The sequence below is a fragment of the Pseudomonas sp. H3_E07 genome (assembly GCF_054668895.1).
This window is the reverse complement of the sequence record NZ_CP162795.1, coordinates 1695807-1713064: the sequence shown is the minus strand read 5'-3', so window position 1 is coordinate 1713064 and position 17258 is coordinate 1695807. Positions and strand designations below refer to the sequence as shown.

Genomic DNA, 17258 nt, shown 5'->3' with positions numbered 1-17258 from the left:
AAAAAAGTCGAGGGAAATTCGGGTAAGCGGAGACTGCCTTTGCCGTCGCGCTCATCGATGCGTCAAATTAACGCAGGCGAGCGGTGCGATACAGAGTGTAACAAGATAATGACTGTTGCCCAAATCGCAACAGTCAGGCGTTAGACCGGCAGGGTAATGCCAAACGTATTCCCACCGCCGTCGCTGCGTACGAACACATCGCCGCCGTGCATCAGGGCAATCGCCTTGACGATGGCCAGGCCCAGGCCGTGATTGGCCCCACTGTTGCTGCGCGATGCATCCACTCGATAGAAGCGTTCGAACAGGCGCGGCAAGTGTTCGCTGGCAATCGCGTCACCGGGGTTGGTCACGCCGATTGCTACCTGATGGTCCTGTCGCTCGATGCTCACCACGATCACCTGATCGGGTGCTGTGTGTTGCACTGCGTTGCTCAGCAGATTGATCAGTGCGCGGCGCAGGTGGGCTTTTTCGATCTGCACCCTGGCATCGCCGCGTACCTGCACCGTGACCTGGGCGTCTTCGAGGATGAAGTCCAGGTAGTCGAGGGTGGTCGCCACTTCATCGGCCAGGGAGCTTTCGGTCAGCTTGGTGGCCTTGCTGCCTTGGTCGGCGCTGGCCAGGAACAGCATGTCGTTGATGATCGAGCGCAGGCGCTCCAGCTCTTCGAGGTTGGATTGAAGCACCTCGAAATAATGCTCGGCAGAGCGCCCGCGAGTCAGCGCAACCTGGGTCTGGCCGATCAGGTTGGTCAGTGGCGAGCGCAGTTCGTGGGCCACGTCGGCATTGAACGACTCAAGGCGTGAGTAAGCCTGCTCCACGCGGTCGAGGGTAGAATTGAACGAGTTGACGAACTGGCTCAACTCCGGCGGCAACGGTGACAGTTGCAGGCGCCCGGAGAGCTTGGGTGGGGCGAGTTTCTGTGCCTCATCCGAGAGTTTGCCCAGGGGTTTGAGGCCGATGCGCGCGACCCAGAAGCCCAGCAACGACGCCAGCACCACGCCCACCAACGAGAGGGCGACCAGCGCGACCAGCAAGTGGTGCTGGGTGGCACGGAAATTCTCGGTGTCGATGGCGATCATGAAACGCAAGGGCGGACGCTGATCCTTGGCCGGGAACTGGCTCACCAGCACCTTGAGCGGGTATTCGCGCCCCGGCAGGCGCAGGTCGCGCTTGCCCGTGGGGCCTTCGGCGAAGGCACGGATCTGCGCATCGGGGTTGCCGTACTCATAGTTCGGATCACTGCTCACGACCCAGAAGCGGATGCGCTTGTCTTCCTCACCCAACAACTTGAGCTTGGCCTGAATCTTCACCCAATGGTCCGGTGTACCGAAGCGGTTCACCGAAGACTCCAGCACGCTGTAGCGCGCATCCAGCTCGGCGCCCGGCAACAAGCCGAGGCTGCGGTCCACCTGCTGATACAACGCGCCGCCGATCAATAGGAAGATCAGCAGCGCCACCAGGGTGAACATGCTGCTCAGGCGCAGGGCGATGGAGTTAGCTGACACTTCGGCTCTCCAGCACATAGCCCATGCCACGGATGGTGTGCAGCAGCTTGGTGTCGAACGGCCCGTCGAGTTTGGCGCGCAGGCGCTTGATCGCGACTTCCACCACGTTGGCGTCGCTGTCGAAATTGATGTCCCAGACCATTTCCGCAATCGCGGTCTTGGACAGGATCTCGCCCTGGCGCCGCGCCAATACGCTGAGCAGTGAGAATTCCTTGGCGGTCAGATCCAGGCGCACGCCGTTGCGGCTGGCCTTGCGGCTGATCAGGTCGATCCACAGGTCGGCAACTGTCACCTGCACCGGTTCGTGGCCGCCGCTGCGGCGGGTCAGGGCTTGCAGGCGGGCCACCAGTTCCAGGAAGGAGAAAGGCTTGCCCAGGTAATCGTCGGCGCCTTCGCGCAGGCCACGGATGCGGTCTTCCACGCGTTCGCGGGCGGTGAGCATGATTACCGGCGTCTGCTTGCGCGCACGCAAGGCGCGCAGCACGCCAAAGCCGTCGAGGCCGGGCAGCATCACGTCGAGTACGATCACGGCGTAGTCGTTTTCCAGTGCCAGGTGCAACCCCTCGACGCCTTCGCGCGCCACATCGACGGTGTAGCCTTGCTCCGTCAGACCGCGGTGCAGGTAATCCGCGGTTTTTTCTTCATCTTCAATAATCAGGACGCGCATCAGCCTTTTGCTCCAGGGCGGGGCCTCAGCCTCAATGTGTGGTCGCCAATGCAGGCGTTGGTTTGGGCTTGTGGAAAAACTTTTCAAGGTACAAGTATATGACCGGCGTGGTGAACAGCGTCAGTGCCTGGCTCACCAGCAACCCGCCGACCACTGCGATACCCAGCGGTTGGCGCATTTCCGCACCGGGGCCGGTACCGAGCATCAGCGGCACCGCGCCGAGCAGGGCGGCGAGGGTGGTCATGATGATCGGTCGGAACCGCGTGACGCAGGCTTCGTAGATCGCATCCTCCGGCGACAGGCCCCTGACGCGCTGAGCCTCCAGGGCAAAGTCGATCATCAGGATGCCGTTCTTCTTCACGATGCCGATCAACAGCACCAGGCCGATCAGCGCCATGATCGAAAAGTCCTGGCCCATCAGCGACAGCATGATCAGCGCACCCAACCCCGCCGAAGGCAAGGTGGAGATGATCGTCAACGGGTGCACGAAACTCTCGTACAGCACGCCGAGGATAATGTAGACCGCCACCAGTGCCGCCAGGATCAGCCATGGCTGGCTGGCCAGCGAACTCTGAAAGGCCTGTGCCGCGCCCTGGAAGTTGCCGATGAGGGTGGTCGGCATGCCGATTTCATTCTTGGCCTGGTTGAGCATGATCACCGCGTCGCCCAGTGCCACCCCAGGCGCCAGGTTGAATGACAGGTTGGCGGCCGGGAACATGCCGTCATGACTGATCGACAGTGGGCCCACGGTGGGCGGATCGACTTTGGCCAGTGCCGACAGCGGCACCATCTCGTTGGTCAGCGGCGAGCGCAGATAAAAGTAGTTGAGGCTCTCGGCCTTGCCGCGTTGCTGGGTGTCCAGTTCCAGCACCACTTGGTACTGGTTGATCTCGGTCTGGAACTCATTGATCTGGCGTTGGCCGAACGCGTCGTACAGCGCCTGGTCGACATCGGTGGCGGTGAGGCCGAAGCGCGCGGCGGCCTGACGGTCGATGCTGATGTGGGTGATGCTGCCGCCCAGTTGCAGGTCATTGGACAGGTCGCGAAACGCCGGGTTGGCCCGCAGTTTTTCGGTGAGGCGCTGGGTCCAGGTGTTGAGCGTCGGCCCGTCGTTGCTCTTGAGCACATACTGATACTGGGCGCGGCTGGGGCCGGAACTCAAGTTGATGTCCTGACCGGCGCGCAGGTACAGCACAATGCCTGGCACCTTCGCCAGTTTAGGGCGGATACGGTCGATGAACTGGCTGGCTGACACATCGCGGTCGCCACGGTCTTTCAAGGCGATCCAGAAACGGCCGTTGGCGATGGTCTGGTTGCTGCCCGTCACGCCGACCGAGTGCGAAAATGCTGCCACCGCTGGGTCGGCCTTGACGATCTCGGCGAGGGCTTTGTGTTTGGCGACCATGTCCGGGTAGGACACATCGGCCGCCGCCTCGCTGGTGCCCAGAACAAAACCGGTGTCCTGCACGGGGAAGAAACCCTTGGGGATAAACACATAGCCGACCACGGCCAAGGCCAGGGTCACTACAAAGATTGCCGCCATGGTGCGTTGATGGGCCAGGGCACGGCGCAGGTTGCGTGCATAGCCGGCCAGCAGTCGCTCGCTGAAACCGGGTTTGTCGTGGGCATGATGGGTGGGGGCGCGCATGAACAGCGCGGCCAGTGTCGGCGCCAACGTCAGCGAGACCACCACCGAAATCAGGATGGTCGAGGTGGCCGTCAGGGCGAACTCCTTGAACAGCCGCCCGACCACGCCGCCCATGAACAGCAGCGGAATAAACGCGGCCACCAGCGAGAAGCTGATGGACACCACGGTAAAGCCGATTTCACCGGCGCCCTTGATCGCCGCTTCGCGTTTGTCGAGCCCGGCTTCCAAGTGGCGGTGAATGTTCTCTACCACCACGATGGCATCGTCCACGACAAACCCCACGGCAATCACGATCGCCACCAGCGTGAGGTTGTTCAAACTGAAACCCATCAGGTACATCAGCGCAAAGCTGGCAACCAACGACACCCCCAGCACGCTGGACACGATCATCGTTGCCGACAACTGGCGTAGGAACAACGCCATCACCGCCACCACCAGCAGAATGGCGATCAGCAGCGTCACTTCCACTTCATGCAGGGACGCGCGGATGGTCTTGGTGCGGTCGGTCAGTACGCTGACCTGCACCGACGCCGGGAGCATGGCTTGCAGGCGCGGCAATTCGGCTTGAATGCGGTCCACGGTCTCGACGATATTCGCCCCGGGCTGGCGCGAGATCACCAGGTTGACCCCGGGCGTGTCGCCGGCCCACGCCTGTACGTAGGCGTTTTCCGAACCATTGATGACTTTGGCGATATCCCGCAACTGAACCGGTGCCCCGTCCTTATAAGACACGATCAACTGCGCGTAGTCCTCCGGGTGGAACAACTGGTCGTTGGTCGACAAGGTCGACACGCTGTTCTCACCGTAGATCGCGCCCTTGGCCAGGTTGAGGCTCGATTGCTGGATGGCCAAACGAATATCGGCCAGGGTCAGGCCGATGGCGGCGAGTTTGTCCGGGGATGCCTGCACCCGAATCGCCGGGCGCTGCTGGCCGGTGATGTTGATCTGGCCAACGCCGTCGATCTGGCTGATCTGCCTGGCCAGCAGGGTTTCCACGTAATCACTCAGCTCGGTGCTGGGCATGCTGTTGGAGCTGACGCTGAGAATCAGCACCGGGCTGTCCGCCGGGTTGACCTTCTTCCAGGTCGGCAGGCTCGGCATATCGCTGGGCAGCTTGCCGGACGCGGTGTTGATCGCCGCCTGCACTTCTTGCGCAGCGGTGTCGATGCTCTTGGTCAAAGTAAATTGCAGGGTCAGCAGGCTGGAGCCCAGTGCGCTGCTGGACGTCATTTGGGTCATGCCGGGGATGGCGCTGAATTGCACCTCCAGCGGCGTTGCCACGGATGACGCCATGGTGTCCGGGCTGGCGCCGGGCAGGGTGGCGGTGACCTGGATCGTCGGAAATTCTGCTTCCGGCAGTGGGGCGATGGCCAGGCGCGGGAAGGCAATCAGCCCGAGCAGCACCAGGGCGAAGGTCAGCAGAAGGGTGGCAACCGGGTGGTCGACGCACCAGGCTGAGGGCGAACGGCTCATGGCTGCACCTTGGCATCAACGGTCTGGATCACCTGCGGCGGCTCCTTGAGGACTTCCACCTGGGCGCCTGCCTTGAGTCGCGATTGGCCGTCACTGACCAGCACATCCCCGGCTTGTACGCCCTTGATGATGTTCACGTCGCTGTCCTGGTAGGTGACTTGCACCGGTACCACGTCGACCTTGTCACCGTTGACCCGGTATACGAAGTGCGAATCCAGGCCACGCTGCACCACGGTCGGTGGCACCACCAAGGCGTTTTTGTCGAGGGCGGTCTGGATCTTGATGGTCACCAGTTGTCCCGGCCACAAGCGTTGCGAGGCGTTGTTGAACTCGGCCTTGGCGCGCAGAGTGCCGGTGGTGGAACTGATCTGGTTGTCGATCAGACTCAAGTGGCCTTCGCCGAGCAGGTCGCCGGTCTGGCCATCGGTGTCGGCGCCGAGGTAGGCATCGACGCTGGCCTGGGTAGGCGCTGCGATCAAGCCCTGCAAGGTGGGCAACATCTGCTGTGGCAGGGAGAACTCGACGGCAATCGGGTCGATCTGGGTCACGGAAAACAGGCCCTGGGCATCGCTGGTGCGCAGGAAGTTGCCTTCATCCACGGTGCGAATACCCACGCGGCCACTGACCGGTGAGCGAATTTGGGTGTAGGAAAGTTGTACCTGGGCTGAATCGATCGCGGCCTGGTTGCCTTGGGCCGTGGCCTTTAGCTGGTTGACCAGCGCTTGTTGCTGGTCATAGGTCTGTTTGGACACGCCGTCGTCGACGCTCAATGCCTTGTAGCGCTTGAGGTTGACCAGCGCCACCTGCAACTGTGCCTGGCTTTCGCCCAGTTGTGCCTTGGCCTGGTCAAGGCTGGCGCGGATCGAGCGGTCATCGATGGTCGCCAGCAGGTCACCGGCCTTGACCAGTTGCCCTTCCTTGACCAGCAATTTAGTCAGGATGCCATCCACTTGCGGGCGAATCACCACACTGTGCAACGACAGCACTGAGCCGATCCCGCTGACAAAGCGTGGAATATCCTGCTGCGCCACGCTCACCACCCTCACCGGAATCGCAGTGGGCGCCGCCAGTTTGGACTTGGCCGGGCGGGTCAGTGCCCAGGCCGCAACAGCCAACACCACGAGGACACCTACGATCAGGGCGGTTTTTCGTTGAATTTGCATGGGGTGAGGTGCCAAGGCGAAGGATTGGAAGTGGATGAGGCCTTTATAGCCCGCCAATCCGGTCAGCAAGGTGACTGCTAACTGACAGCGCTGTCAGTAAAGACCGACCATTCGTACAGGTGGTGGTTAAAGATCCGAGGCGGGCAGGTATACTGCGCGCCAGCGTGGCCCGCAAGCTGGCCCCGCGTCATTTTTTGCACGCTCCGGAGCCTCCATGACTTCCCCGACACAACCCCCTGTTGAAGCGGCCGACCTCGTCGATCCGGCCAGCGCCGAAGGCGTTGAAAAAGCCGAGATCCCGGCGTTCAAGTTTCCCTTCAAACCGGGTGAACTGGCGGGGGCCAAGAATGCCGCCCAGCCCTGGTACAAGAACGGCGCCAAGAACGGCCACACCAAGACCCCGGGCATGGCCCCGCCGGGTACGCGCCGCTCCATGGGTAAACGTTAAGATTAATCGGTTGTAATGTTTGGCGGATGTTGCCTACAGCCTCCGCTGATGTTTCTGATTGTAGGCCGGCGACTGTTTCTTGAAAGCTGCACAGCCTTTGCGCTTCCCTGGGTTTTTAGTGGGGTGGAGCGCAGCGTGCTCTTTCCGGAAAAGGACGTTTCCTGTGGCCCTGATACACCTGTGTGTAATGCTTGCCCTGTCGCTCGCGGTGGATGCCGTTGCAGGCATTGATCAACCACGGCGCGAAATCCGCTTTGCTGTCGTCGCACAGTTTTCCCCTTTCCAGAGTCGCAACCCGCAAGGACAGTTGATCGGTCTGAATATCGAGTTGGGTAACGCGCTCTGCCAGCAATTGAATGTGCGCTGTACCTGGGTCGACCAGGTGCTGGTCGAAAACTTCGAAGGCCTTGAAGCCCGGCAATTCGATGCAATCATGGGTATTGCCTCCACCCCCCAGCGCCGGCGCCGGGTGAGTTTCACCGACAACCTCTACCCCTTCACCACACGGTTGGTGGCGCTGCGAACCTCAGGCCTTTTGCCAACGCCAACGTCGCTCAAGGGCAAGCGGGTCGGGGTATTGCTGGGGAGTAACCGCGAAGCGTTTGCCCGGTCCCAATGGGGGCCAAAAGGCGTGATCATCAGGAGCTTCTGGCTCAACGACGAACTGGTTCGCAGCCTGCTCGCGGGTGAAATAGACGCGACGCTGCAGGGCACCGTGGAAATTCGCAACGCGCTGCTCGACACTGCCGCCGGCCAGGACTACGACTTTCTGGGCCCCGCCGTATCCACTGAACTGCTGGGCGACGGTGTGGCGATCGCGCTGCGTAGCACCGATACGGGGCTGCGCACTGAGCTCAACCGTGCCCTCGAGCAGCTTATGCACAACGGCGAATATCAGCGGATCCTTGCACCTTATCGCCTGGACGCGCCGTGATGGCTTAGTCAGTTGTAGCGTCAGTGGGCGAGAGCGTTTTGCACTAAGCCGCGCGTAACGGGATAAACGCGTAGTTGGCCGGCACCTCGGTCGCAATCTGCGCCCCGGCATCCAGCACCTGCTCGGCGATGTCCAGTCCGGACACATGGAACACCCACTCATTAGCCACCGACGGCTGACTTATCGCCAACTCGATCGCCTGGGCAAATGCCCCCATGTCCGGCAGGTAAGCGGTAAATCCATCGCCCTTGAGCGCCGTGGTGCGAATGCCCAGTAGTGCGCACACCGCCTCTTTGGTCTGCACATCGTCGCGGTCGGCCTGGCGCGAACGACGGATCAGTTCAGCCAGCGCCTGGTCCATCAGCTCACCGCCGACGATCAGCGCCGGCCCCTGTTCCCAGGATTCCGGCGGACATTCCTTGGCAGCGGGGTTCAGCGGGATATGCGGGTTGATTTCCATCGGATAGATGCGACACACCAACGGGCGGCGCGCATAGATGCGGCACAGGTTGTCTTCGTCAAGATTCCGGCAGCGCCCCGCGTTGTAGGCCGCAAAGGTGATTGCCACAAACGCCTCGGTGTTGCCGCTGGGCACCACCACCGAACGGCGCTCGGCATGTTCGCGTTGCAGCTGGGGCAGGCCCAGTCCATTGCCCAGGAAACCTTCCACCAGAACAATGACGTTACCGCCGTCCGCCGCCCACATCCGGGCCTCTTCCAGGGTCAGGGGCACGTGATGGTCGGAGCAGCATTTGCCGCAGCCGACGCAGGAAAATTGAGTATTCATGGCGGATCTGTCACCAGGTTAGGTCAGAGGGCACGCAAGAACGGTGACGGGTTTTTACCTCTGTTCACCAATTCGCTCTCTGGAAGCAAGTTACACGCCAGTGTGTGTTAGTCCTGAGGTACTACGTCGCGCAGGACAAATTTCATGCCCGCGCTTTCATACAGCTGGCGGGCACGCACATTGCTCTCCAGCACCTTGAGGTCCACGTAGGGTTCGCCGCGTTGCTTGAACGTCTGGAAGCTGTGCAGCAACAAGGCTCGCCCCAGCCCTTGGCCTTGGGCGCAGGGGTGAATAGAGAGGTTCTTGATAAAGGCGCTGGTCCAGCACTGGGCCACACCGAGAATGCCTTCATCGTTGCTGACCACCAGGCACAGGGTGGGATCGAACTCGGCGTCAGTGGTGAACTGATGCCGCCAGGTGTCCAGGTTGGGAACGCGACCGCCGCCCTGATCCTGGGTCAGGCACAGCACGGCATGAATCGCTGGAGCCAAGTCGTTGCGGTAGTGATCCAGTCGCGTACCCGGCGGCCACTGAGGGGCGGGCAGGCTGCCGGTGAGGTCACGACGCAGCAGTTGGAAATAGTCGCTCACAGGCCTTTTTGTGCCACCGTTTGAGCGGCCACTACCAGGCACTTAGTCAGTTCCGGCGAGGAGAATTTGGTGAGCACCGCGTCGGCGCCGGCCAGCCGGGCTTTTTCGCTGTTCATCGCGCTGTCCAGGGACGTGTGCAGCAGCACGTAGAGGTGCTGGAAGTCCGGGGTTTCGCGCAGGGTGCGAGTCAAGGCGTAGCCGTCCATTTCCGACATCTCGATATCCGACACCACCACATTGATCTGCTCGACCGTGCCTTGCAGCTCCAGCAGCACATCGATGGCTTCCTTGGCGCTGCGTGCGGTGTGGCAGGTGAGGCCAAGGTTGCGCAGGGTGTGCACCGATTGCTGCAGGGCGACCTGACTGTCGTCCACCACCAGGATGCGTGCGTTGCCCAGTACTTCAGCTTCTTCCATGGTCAGGTCGGTTGGCGCTGCTTCGATCGGTGCCGGCGCGATACCGTGGATGACTTTCTCGATATCCAGTACCTGCACCAGACCGCCTTCCACTTGAGTCACCCCGGTAATGAACGCACGGTTACCGCCGGAGCCATAGGGCGGCGGGCGGATGTCGGTGGTCAGGCAATGCACGATCTTGCTCACCGCCTGTACATGCAGGCCCTGCTTGGAGCGGCTCACGTCGGTGACGATCAGGCAGCCGCCGTCCGGGTCTGCCAAGGGCATTTCGCCCAGAGCGCGGCTCAGGTCGATCACCGCCAGCGAGTTGCCACGCAGGGTGGCGATGCCTTTGACGTGAGGGTGGGACTCCGGCAGCTTGGTCAGCGGCGGGCAAGGAATGATTTCACTGACTTTCAGCAGGTTGATCGCCATCAGCTTGCCGCTGCGCAAGGTAAAGAGCAGAAGCGAAAGTGAGTCTGCGCGGGCTTTGGTGGTAGACATAAAAACCTTCTGTGGATCAGGGATGACGATCTATAGAGGGTTATCGACTTGGGGAGGCCAGGCTTTAACCGGATTTTGTATCGGGACGGGTGTGTGGGAGCGGGCTCCCACACACGGCCTATTTCAGCCCTTCCACACTTGCGGATTGACCAGGTCCTGCGGGCGTTGGCCCAGCAGAGCACTGCGCAGGTTGTCCAGAGCACGGTTGGCCATGGCTTCACGGGTTTCGTGGGTGGCCGAGCCGATGTGCGGCAGAGTCACGGCATTGCTCAGTTGGAACAGCGGCGACTCGGCCAGCGGCTCCTGCTCATACACATCCAGCCCGGCACCGCGGATGGTCTGGTTTTGCAGGGCGTCGATCAGCGCCGGCTCGTCTACCACCGGGCCGCGGGAGATGTTGATCAGGATCGCGCTGGATTTCATCAAACCCAGTTCGCGGGTGCTGATCAGATGACGGGTCTTGTCGCTCAACGGCACCACCAGGCACACGAAATCCGCTTCGGCCAGCAGCTCATCCAGGCTGCGAAACTGCGCGCCCAGTTCCTGCTCCAGTGCCGGCTTGCGGCTGTTGCCGCTGTACAGGATCGGCATGTTGAACCCCAGGCGCCCACGCCGGGCCACGGCTGCGCCGATGTTGCCCATGCCGACGATGCCCAGGGTCTTGCCATGCACGTCGCAACCGAACAACGGCGCGCCGACGCTGGCTTTCCACTGGCCGGCCTTGGTCCAGGCGTCCAGTTCGGCCACCCGGCGGGCGCTGCTCATGAGCAGGGCAAAGGCCAGGTCGGCGGTGCTTTCGGTGAGCACGTCGGGGGTGTTGGTGAGCATGATCCCGCGTTCGTTGAAGTACGCCACATCGTAGTTGTCGTAGCCCACCGACACACTGGACACCACTTCCAGCTTGCTCGCGCCCTGTAACTGCTCGCGCCCCAGCTTGCGGCCCACGCCGATCAGGCCGTGGGCGTGGGGCAGGGCTTCATTGAATTGAGCGCTGATGTCGCCCAGCTTGGGGGTGGGCGCGATCACTTCGAAATCCTGTTGCAGGCGTTCGATCATTTCCGGGGTGACGCGGCTGAAGGCGAGGACAGTCTTTTTCATTGCAGGCGGGCTCATCGACTACGGAAGAATGCCAAGCACGCTAACATTCCTGCCGACAATTGTCAGGGCAGCCTGAACCAAAGTGGGCACAGTCCAAAACGCGGGAGCTGTTGTTTGATAGCCCTCAGTTCGCCAACCGAGCGCCGCTGAGGCTGCCGCTCAATTCATACGCCACCAACTCCGCCTGATGCGCCGCCAGAATCTCCGGCAGCGAGCCACGCAGGTATTCCACCCAGGTTTTGATCTTCGCATCCAGGTATTGGCGCGATGGGTAGATGGCGTACAGGTTCAACTCCTGGGAACGGTAGTTGGGCATTACCCGCACCAGGGTGCCGTTGCGCAGGCCTTCGATGGCCGCGTACACCGGCAACAGGCCGACGCCCATGCCGCTGGTGATCGCGGTTTTCATCGCGTCGGCCGAGTTCACCAGGAACGGCGACGTATTGATCGCCACGCTTTCCTGGCCTTCGGGGCCGTTGAAAGTCCACTTGTCCAGTTGGATCACCGGGCTGACCAGGCGCAGGCAGGCGTGGTTGAGCAAGTCCTGTGGGCGCTGCGCGCAACCTTTGGCCTTGACGTAATCCGGCGAGGCGCACGCGATGCTGTAGGTAATGCCCAGACGCTGGGACACGAAGCCCGAGTCCGGCAGCTCGCTGGCCAGCACGATGGACACGTCGTAGCCCTCATCGAGCAAGTCCGGCACGCGGTTGGCCAGGGTCAGGTCGAAGGTGACGTCCGGGTGGGTGCGGCGGTAACGGGCAATTGCATCGATGACGAAATGCTGGCCGATACCGGTCATGGTGTGCACTTTCAGCTGCCCGGCCGGGCGCGCGTGGGCGTCGCTGGCCTCGGCCTCGGCTTCCTCCACGTACGCCAGGATCTGCTCGCAGCGCAGCAGATAGCGTTTACCGGCCTCGGTCAGCGCGATGCGTCGGGTGGTACGGTTGAGCAAGCGGGTTTGCAGATGGGCCTCAAGGTTGGAGACCGCGCGCGACACGTTGGCGGTGGTGGTATCCAGTTGCACGGCGGCGGCGGTGAAGCTGCCGGCTTCGGCCACGCAACTGAAGGCGCGCATATTTTGCAAAGTGTCCATGGAGTGTTCTCAGGGGAGATAACAAATTGTGACAGAAAGTTGCGCCGTCCAGTGATCCCTACCAACGGATTATCGCCTGAACGGTAACAAAGATTCACAGGAATGCCAGCTTATCGTCCTCCCTATCGCCCCCTAGAATTGCGCCACCTACCCCCGCATCACCTCAGGAAGTCGCTTGCCGTGCCGCGTCGCATCAGCAGAGAGCTGAAGACTCTCAGTGTTTGGGCCTTATCGTTAGCAATCAGCGGCTGCATCGGAACCGGAGGAATTGCCCCACAAGGCCAGTCCCTCAACGCCAATACCCTGGCCACCGACGACGCCATCCAAAACGCTGCACAAGACGCCCACTGGCCCACCGGGCAATGGTGGCAGGCCTACGGCGACCCGCAATTGAACCGTTGGGTCGACCTGGCCACTCAGCACAGCCCAAGCATGGCCATGGCTGCCGCGCGAGTGCGCGAGGCGCGGGCCATGGCCGGGGTCGCCGAGTCGGCCGAATCGCTGCAGATCAATAGCGACACCACCCTCAAGCGCCACAATTGGCCCAAGGATCAGTTCTATGGTCCCGGCGAGCTGAGCGGTGCCAACACCTGGGACAACAATGCCAGCCTGGGCCTGAGTTACGCCCTCGACCTGTGGGGCCGCGAAAGCAATGCCACCGAGCGTGCCGTCGACCTGGCGCACATGAGCGCTGCCGAAGCGCGCCAGGCCCAGCTCGAATTGCAGAACAACGTGGTGCGCGCCTATATCCAGTTGTCGTTGCATTACGCCAACCGCGATATCGTCGCGGCGACCCTGGCACAACAGCAACAGATTCTCGACCTGGCCAACACACGCCTGAACGCCGGGATCGGCACCCACTTCGATGTCAGCCAGGCCGAAACCCCGTTGCCGGAAACCCATCGCCAACTGGATGCGTTGGACGAAGAGATCGCCCTGAGCCGTAACCAGTTGGCAGCCCTGGCGGGCAAAGGACCCGGGGAGGGCGCGCAGTTGCAGCGCCCGAGCCTGTCCCTGGCCGCGCCGTTGAAATTGCCGTCGAGCCTGCCCGCGCAATTGCTCGGCCAGCGCCCGGACGTGGTTGCCCGCCGCTGGCAAGTTGCGGCCCAGGCCCGTGACATCGATGTGGCCCACGCCGGTTTCTACCCCAATGTCGACCTGGTCGGCAGCCTCGGATACATGGCCACCGGTGGCGGCATGCTGGAATTCCTGGCGGGCAAGAAATTCAACTACAACGTGGGACCTGCGATCACCTTGCCGATCTTCGACGGCGGCCGCCTGCGTGCGGAACTGGGCGAAGCCAGCGCGGGCTATGACATCGCTGTCGCCCAGTACAACCAGACCCTGGTCAATGCCCTCAAGGGTATCAGCGACCAATTGATCCGCCGCGAATCCATGGATAAGCAAGCCGCCTTCGCCGCGCAGTCGGTGGCCTCGGCGCAGAAGACCTACGACATCGCGATGATCGCCTATCAACGTGGCCTCACCGATTACCTGAATGTGCTGAATGCGCAGACCCTGCTGTTTCATCAGCAACAGATCGAGCAACAGGTGCAGGCCGCTCGCCTGAGCGCCCACGCCGAACTGGTGACGGCCCTGGGCGGCGGCCTCGGCGCCGGCGACGACGCACCGCAAGATGCCAAGACCCTCCCGAGCAAGACCCCGGCGGCGCTGGCCGTGTTTGATCACTGAGTAGGATTCGATGACTCCCTTGCCTGCACCGCTGCGCTGGCTGCATTCCCTTGAATGGCGCCGTGGCTTTTTCGACTGGGCACGCAGCGATGGCGTGACCTGGGTGTATATCTTCAAGGTGCTGGTCGCCGCGTTCCTGACGCTGTGGCTGGCCATGCGCCTGGAACTGCCGCAACCGCGCACGGCGATGATCACCGTGTTTATCGTGATGCAACCCCAGAGCGGCCAGGTGTTCGCCAAGAGCTTTTATCGCTTCCTCGGCACCCTGGCGGGGTCGGCGGTGATGGTGTTGTTGATTGCCCTGTTTGCGCAGAACACCGAGTTATTCCTCGGCGCGCTGGCGATTTGGGTGGGCATTTGCACCGCCGGCGCGACGCGCAACCGTAACTTCCGCGCCTATGGGTTTGTGCTTGCCGGTTATACGGCGGCGATGGTTGGCCTGCCGGCCCTGGCCCATCCGGACGGCGCGTTCATGGCGGCGGTGTGGCGGGTGCTGGAGATCTCCCTGGGGATTCTGTGCTCCACGCTGGTCAGCGCCGCGATCCTGCCGCAAACCAGCAGCGCCGCCATGCGCAACGCCTTGTACCAGCGCTTCGGCGTGTTTGCGCTGTTCGTCACCGATGGCCTGCGCGGACGCAGTCGACGTGAAGGTTTCGAGGCCAGCAACGTGCGTTTTATCGCTGAAGCGGTGGGCCTTGAAGGACTGCGCAGCGTCACGGTGTTTGAAGACCCGCACATGCGTCGGCGCAACGGCCGGCTCAGTCGCCTCAACAGCGAATTCATGAGCATCACCACGCGCTTCAATGCTTTGCATCAGTTGCTGGAGCGGTTGCGCGCGGATGAAGCGGCCCCTGTTGTCGCCGCCAGACCCGGCGTGCATGACCTTGCCGAACTGCTCGATGGTTTCTCCGGCCGTGCGCTGACCAGCCCCGATGCGGCGCGCCTGGTCAACCAACTCAGCGCCTATAAGGACGGCCTGCCCGCCAAGGTCCGCAGCCTGCGCGCGGCTTTTCAGGAAGAGCACCCAAGTGAAGCCGAGCAGCTGGATTTCCACACCGCCTACGAGCTGCTTTACCGGTTTGTCGATGACCTGCACAACTACGCGCAAACCCACGCTTCCCTGGCGGAACATAGCCATGAGCGCGAGCAATGGGACGAAACCTTTATCCCCAAGACCAACTGGCTGGCCTGCGCTGCCTCGGGGATTCGCGCGTCATTCATCCTGATGGTACTGGGCAGTTATTGGGTGGCCACCGCCTGGCCCAGCGGCGCGACCATGACCCTGATCGCCGCCGCCACCGTGGGCTTGTCCGCCGCCACGCCGAACCCGAAACGCATGGCGTTCCAGATGGCTTGCGGAACGTTGATAGGGGCCCTGGTGGGCTTTGTCGAAATGTTTTTCGTGTTCCCCTGGATCGACGGCTTCCCGCTGCTGTGCGTGATGCTTGCCCCGGTGATCATCTTTGGCGCGTTCCTCGCTTCGCGCCCGCAATACGCGGGTGTTGGCGTAGGGCTGCTGATCTTTTTCAGCACCGGCTCGGTGCCGGACAACCTGACGGTCTACAACCCTTACACCTTTATCAACGACTACATCGCCATGATCCTCGGCATGCTGGTGTGCGCGGCGGCGGGCGCGATCATTCTGCCGCCCAACAGCCGCTGGTTGTGGCGCCGCCTCGAACAGGACCTGCGCGAGCAGGTGGTGTACGCGATCAGCGGCAAACTCAAGGGGCTGGCGTCGAGCTTTGAAAGCCGCACCCGTGATTTGCTGCACCAGGCCTATGGTCTTGCTGTTGGCCAGCCGCAAGTGCAGCGCGACCTGCTGCGCTGGATGTTCGTGGTGCTGGAGGTTGGCCACGCGATTATCGAACTGCGCAAGGAACAGGCGATGCTGCCGGTGCACCCGGCGTACGCCGAATCCCAGCCGTGGCGCCAAGCCATCCGCGTGATGGGCCGCTCGCTGGTGCGGCTGTTCCTGCAACCCAGCGCGAGCAACCTGGAGCGTGGCCTGATCGCCGTCGACCATGCGATCAGTCGTGTGCAGGCCACCGACGAACCCTTCGCCCCGCACTTCGACACCTCGGCCCTGCGCCGGGTGAAAAGCTACCTGCATTTTATCCGCACCTCGCTTTTGGACCCGCAATCGCCGTTGGCCGCTCTTAAAGGTGCCACGCAAGGAGCCACGCATGCCTCGTGAAATCGCCTTCCACGGCGTGTATATGCCGACCATGACCCTGATGTTCCTGATCGCAGCTGTGCTGGCCTGGGCGCTTGATCGCTGTTTGGCCGGGTTTGACCTGTACCGTTTTTTCTGGCACCCGGCGTTGCTGCGCCTGAGCCTGTTTGTTTGCCTGTTCGGCGCCCTGGCGCTGACCGTCTACCGTTGAGAATCCCCCGATGAAAAAGTTTTTCAGCCTGCTCGCGACCTTGCTGGTATTGGCTTTGGCGATCTGGATTGGCCGTACGCTGTGGGTGCACTACATGGAAACCCCATGGACCCGAGACGGCCGTGTGCGCGCCGATATCATCAACGTCGCGGCCGACGTCACCGGTGAGGTGGTCGACGTGCCGGTGCGTGACAACCAGTTGGTGAAGAAGGGCGACTTGCTGATGCAGATCGATCCCGAGCACTACCGCATTGCCGTCAAGCAGGCGCAATCGCTGGTGGCTTCGCGCAAAGCCACTTGGGAAATGCGCAAGGTCAACGCTCATCGGCGCGCCGATTTGGACGCCCTGGTGATCTCCAAGGAAAACCGCGACGACGCCAGCAACATCGCCGACTCAGCGCTGGCCGATTACCAACACGCGCTGGCGCAACTGGAAGCGGCCGAACTCAATTTGAAGCGCACGCAAGTGGTGGCGGCTGTTGATGGTTATGTCACCAACCTGAATGTGCATCGCGGTGACTATGCGCGTATCGGCGAAGCCAAGATGGCCGTGGTGGATATGAACTCGTTCTGGGTCTACGGCTTCTTTGAAGAAACCAAGCTGCCCCACGTCAAGGTCGGTGACAAAGCCGATATGCAGTTGATGAGCGGCGAGACCCTGAAGGGCCACGTGGAAAGCATCTCACGTGGTATCTACGACCGCGACAACCCCGAAAGCCGCGAGCTGATCGCCGACGTGAACCCGACCTTCAACTGGGTGCGGCTGGCCCAGCGGGTGCCGGTGCGGATTCACATCGATGAGGTGCCGGAAGGGGTGTTGTTGGCGGCGGGGATCACCTGTACCGTGATTGTGGACCAGACACAAAACTGAACC

General features: G+C 62.1%; 15 protein-coding genes. 6 read left to right on the top strand and 9 right to left on the bottom strand.

Going from position 1 to position 17258, the window contains the following annotated elements:
• Positions 1-140: 140 nt before the first annotated feature.
• The 4 genes from AB4O08_RS07765 to AB4O08_RS07750 are packed head-to-tail and all read right to left on the bottom strand — an operon-like array spanning position 141 to position 6456.
• Positions 141-1505, bottom strand: coding sequence for a heavy metal sensor histidine kinase (locus AB4O08_RS07765; RefSeq protein WP_010213026.1), 1365 nt, complete (start codon positions 1503-1505; stop codon positions 141-143).
• Positions 1495-2172 (bottom strand): heavy metal response regulator transcription factor, encoded by a 678-nt coding sequence (locus tag AB4O08_RS07760; protein ID WP_010213025.1) that lies wholly within the window; start codon positions 2170-2172, stop codon positions 1495-1497. The genes AB4O08_RS07765 and AB4O08_RS07760 overlap by 11 nt, the downstream gene beginning before the upstream one ends.
• A gap of 31 nt (positions 2173-2203) precedes the next feature.
• Positions 2204-5293 (bottom strand): multidrug efflux RND transporter permease subunit, encoded by a 3090-nt coding sequence (locus AB4O08_RS07755; RefSeq protein WP_010213022.1) that lies wholly within the window; start codon positions 5291-5293, stop codon positions 2204-2206.
• Entirely contained in the window at positions 5290-6456 is a 1167-nt protein-coding gene (locus tag AB4O08_RS07750; protein ID WP_069672395.1) for an efflux RND transporter periplasmic adaptor subunit, read from the bottom strand. The genes AB4O08_RS07755 and AB4O08_RS07750 overlap by 4 nt, the downstream gene beginning before the upstream one ends.
• A 214-nt stretch (positions 6457-6670) precedes the next feature.
• Between AB4O08_RS07750 and AB4O08_RS07745 the strand changes: the two genes are divergently transcribed.
• Together AB4O08_RS07745 and AB4O08_RS07740 are read left to right on the top strand one after the other, a co-directional pair.
• Positions 6671-6904: a hypothetical protein gene (locus tag AB4O08_RS07745; RefSeq protein ID WP_010213018.1), complete on the top strand. Its 234-nt coding sequence runs from the start codon at positions 6671-6673 to the stop codon at positions 6902-6904.
• Between the two features lie 163 nt (positions 6905-7067).
• A complete protein-coding gene (locus AB4O08_RS07740; protein WP_042571675.1) occupies positions 7068-7838 on the top strand; it encodes a transporter substrate-binding domain-containing protein in 771 nt (256 codons plus the stop codon).
• Between the two features lie 43 nt (positions 7839-7881).
• Here AB4O08_RS07740 and AB4O08_RS07735 read toward each other — a convergent pair whose 3' ends face one another.
• The 5 genes from AB4O08_RS07735 to AB4O08_RS07715 form a co-directional block, all read right to left on the bottom strand.
• A complete protein-coding gene (locus AB4O08_RS07735) occupies positions 7882-8625 on the bottom strand; it encodes a YkgJ family cysteine cluster protein (protein WP_021491864.1) in 744 nt (247 codons plus the stop codon).
• A gap of 107 nt (positions 8626-8732) precedes the next feature.
• The gene (locus AB4O08_RS07730) at positions 8733-9215 is read right to left on the bottom strand and encodes a GNAT family N-acetyltransferase (protein ID WP_010213013.1); all 483 of its coding nucleotides are present in this window, start codon (positions 9213-9215) and stop codon (positions 8733-8735) included.
• Positions 9212-10114 carry a chemotaxis protein CheV gene (locus tag AB4O08_RS07725; RefSeq protein ID WP_016974976.1) on the bottom strand — a complete coding sequence of 301 codons (903 nt, stop codon included), beginning with the start codon at positions 10112-10114 and terminating at the stop codon, positions 9212-9214. Before AB4O08_RS07725 ends, AB4O08_RS07730 begins: the two co-directional genes overlap by 4 nt.
• A 123-nt stretch (positions 10115-10237) precedes the next feature.
• Positions 10238-11212 (bottom strand): 2-hydroxyacid dehydrogenase, encoded by a 975-nt coding sequence (locus AB4O08_RS07720; RefSeq protein WP_241912351.1) that lies wholly within the window; start codon positions 11210-11212, stop codon positions 10238-10240.
• A 124-nt stretch (positions 11213-11336) separates the two neighbouring features.
• A complete protein-coding gene (locus tag AB4O08_RS07715) occupies positions 11337-12305 on the bottom strand; it encodes a LysR family transcriptional regulator (protein ID WP_010213008.1) in 969 nt (322 codons plus the stop codon).
• Between the two features lie 180 nt (positions 12306-12485).
• On the opposite strand from AB4O08_RS07715, the gene AB4O08_RS07710 reads away from it, so the two are divergent.
• From AB4O08_RS07710 to AB4O08_RS07695, 4 genes are read left to right on the top strand one after another with little or no spacing between them, the layout of a single operon-like run.
• Positions 12486-13997 (top strand): efflux transporter outer membrane subunit, encoded by a 1512-nt coding sequence (locus AB4O08_RS07710; protein WP_460114789.1) that lies wholly within the window; start codon positions 12486-12488, stop codon positions 13995-13997.
• A 10-nt stretch (positions 13998-14007) separates the two neighbouring features.
• Positions 14008-16194, top strand: coding sequence for an FUSC family protein (locus AB4O08_RS07705; protein WP_460114788.1), 2187 nt, complete (start codon positions 14008-14010; stop codon positions 16192-16194).
• Complete coding sequence (locus AB4O08_RS07700) at positions 16184-16384, top strand: DUF1656 domain-containing protein (RefSeq protein ID WP_010213002.1); 201 nt, start codon at positions 16184-16186, stop codon at positions 16382-16384. The genes AB4O08_RS07705 and AB4O08_RS07700 overlap by 11 nt, the downstream gene beginning before the upstream one ends.
• Positions 16385-16394: 10 nt before the next feature.
• Positions 16395-17255, top strand: a complete 861-nt coding sequence (locus AB4O08_RS07695) for an efflux RND transporter periplasmic adaptor subunit (RefSeq protein ID WP_021491861.1) — start codon at positions 16395-16397, stop codon at positions 17253-17255.
• Positions 17256-17258: the final 3 nt, after the last annotated feature.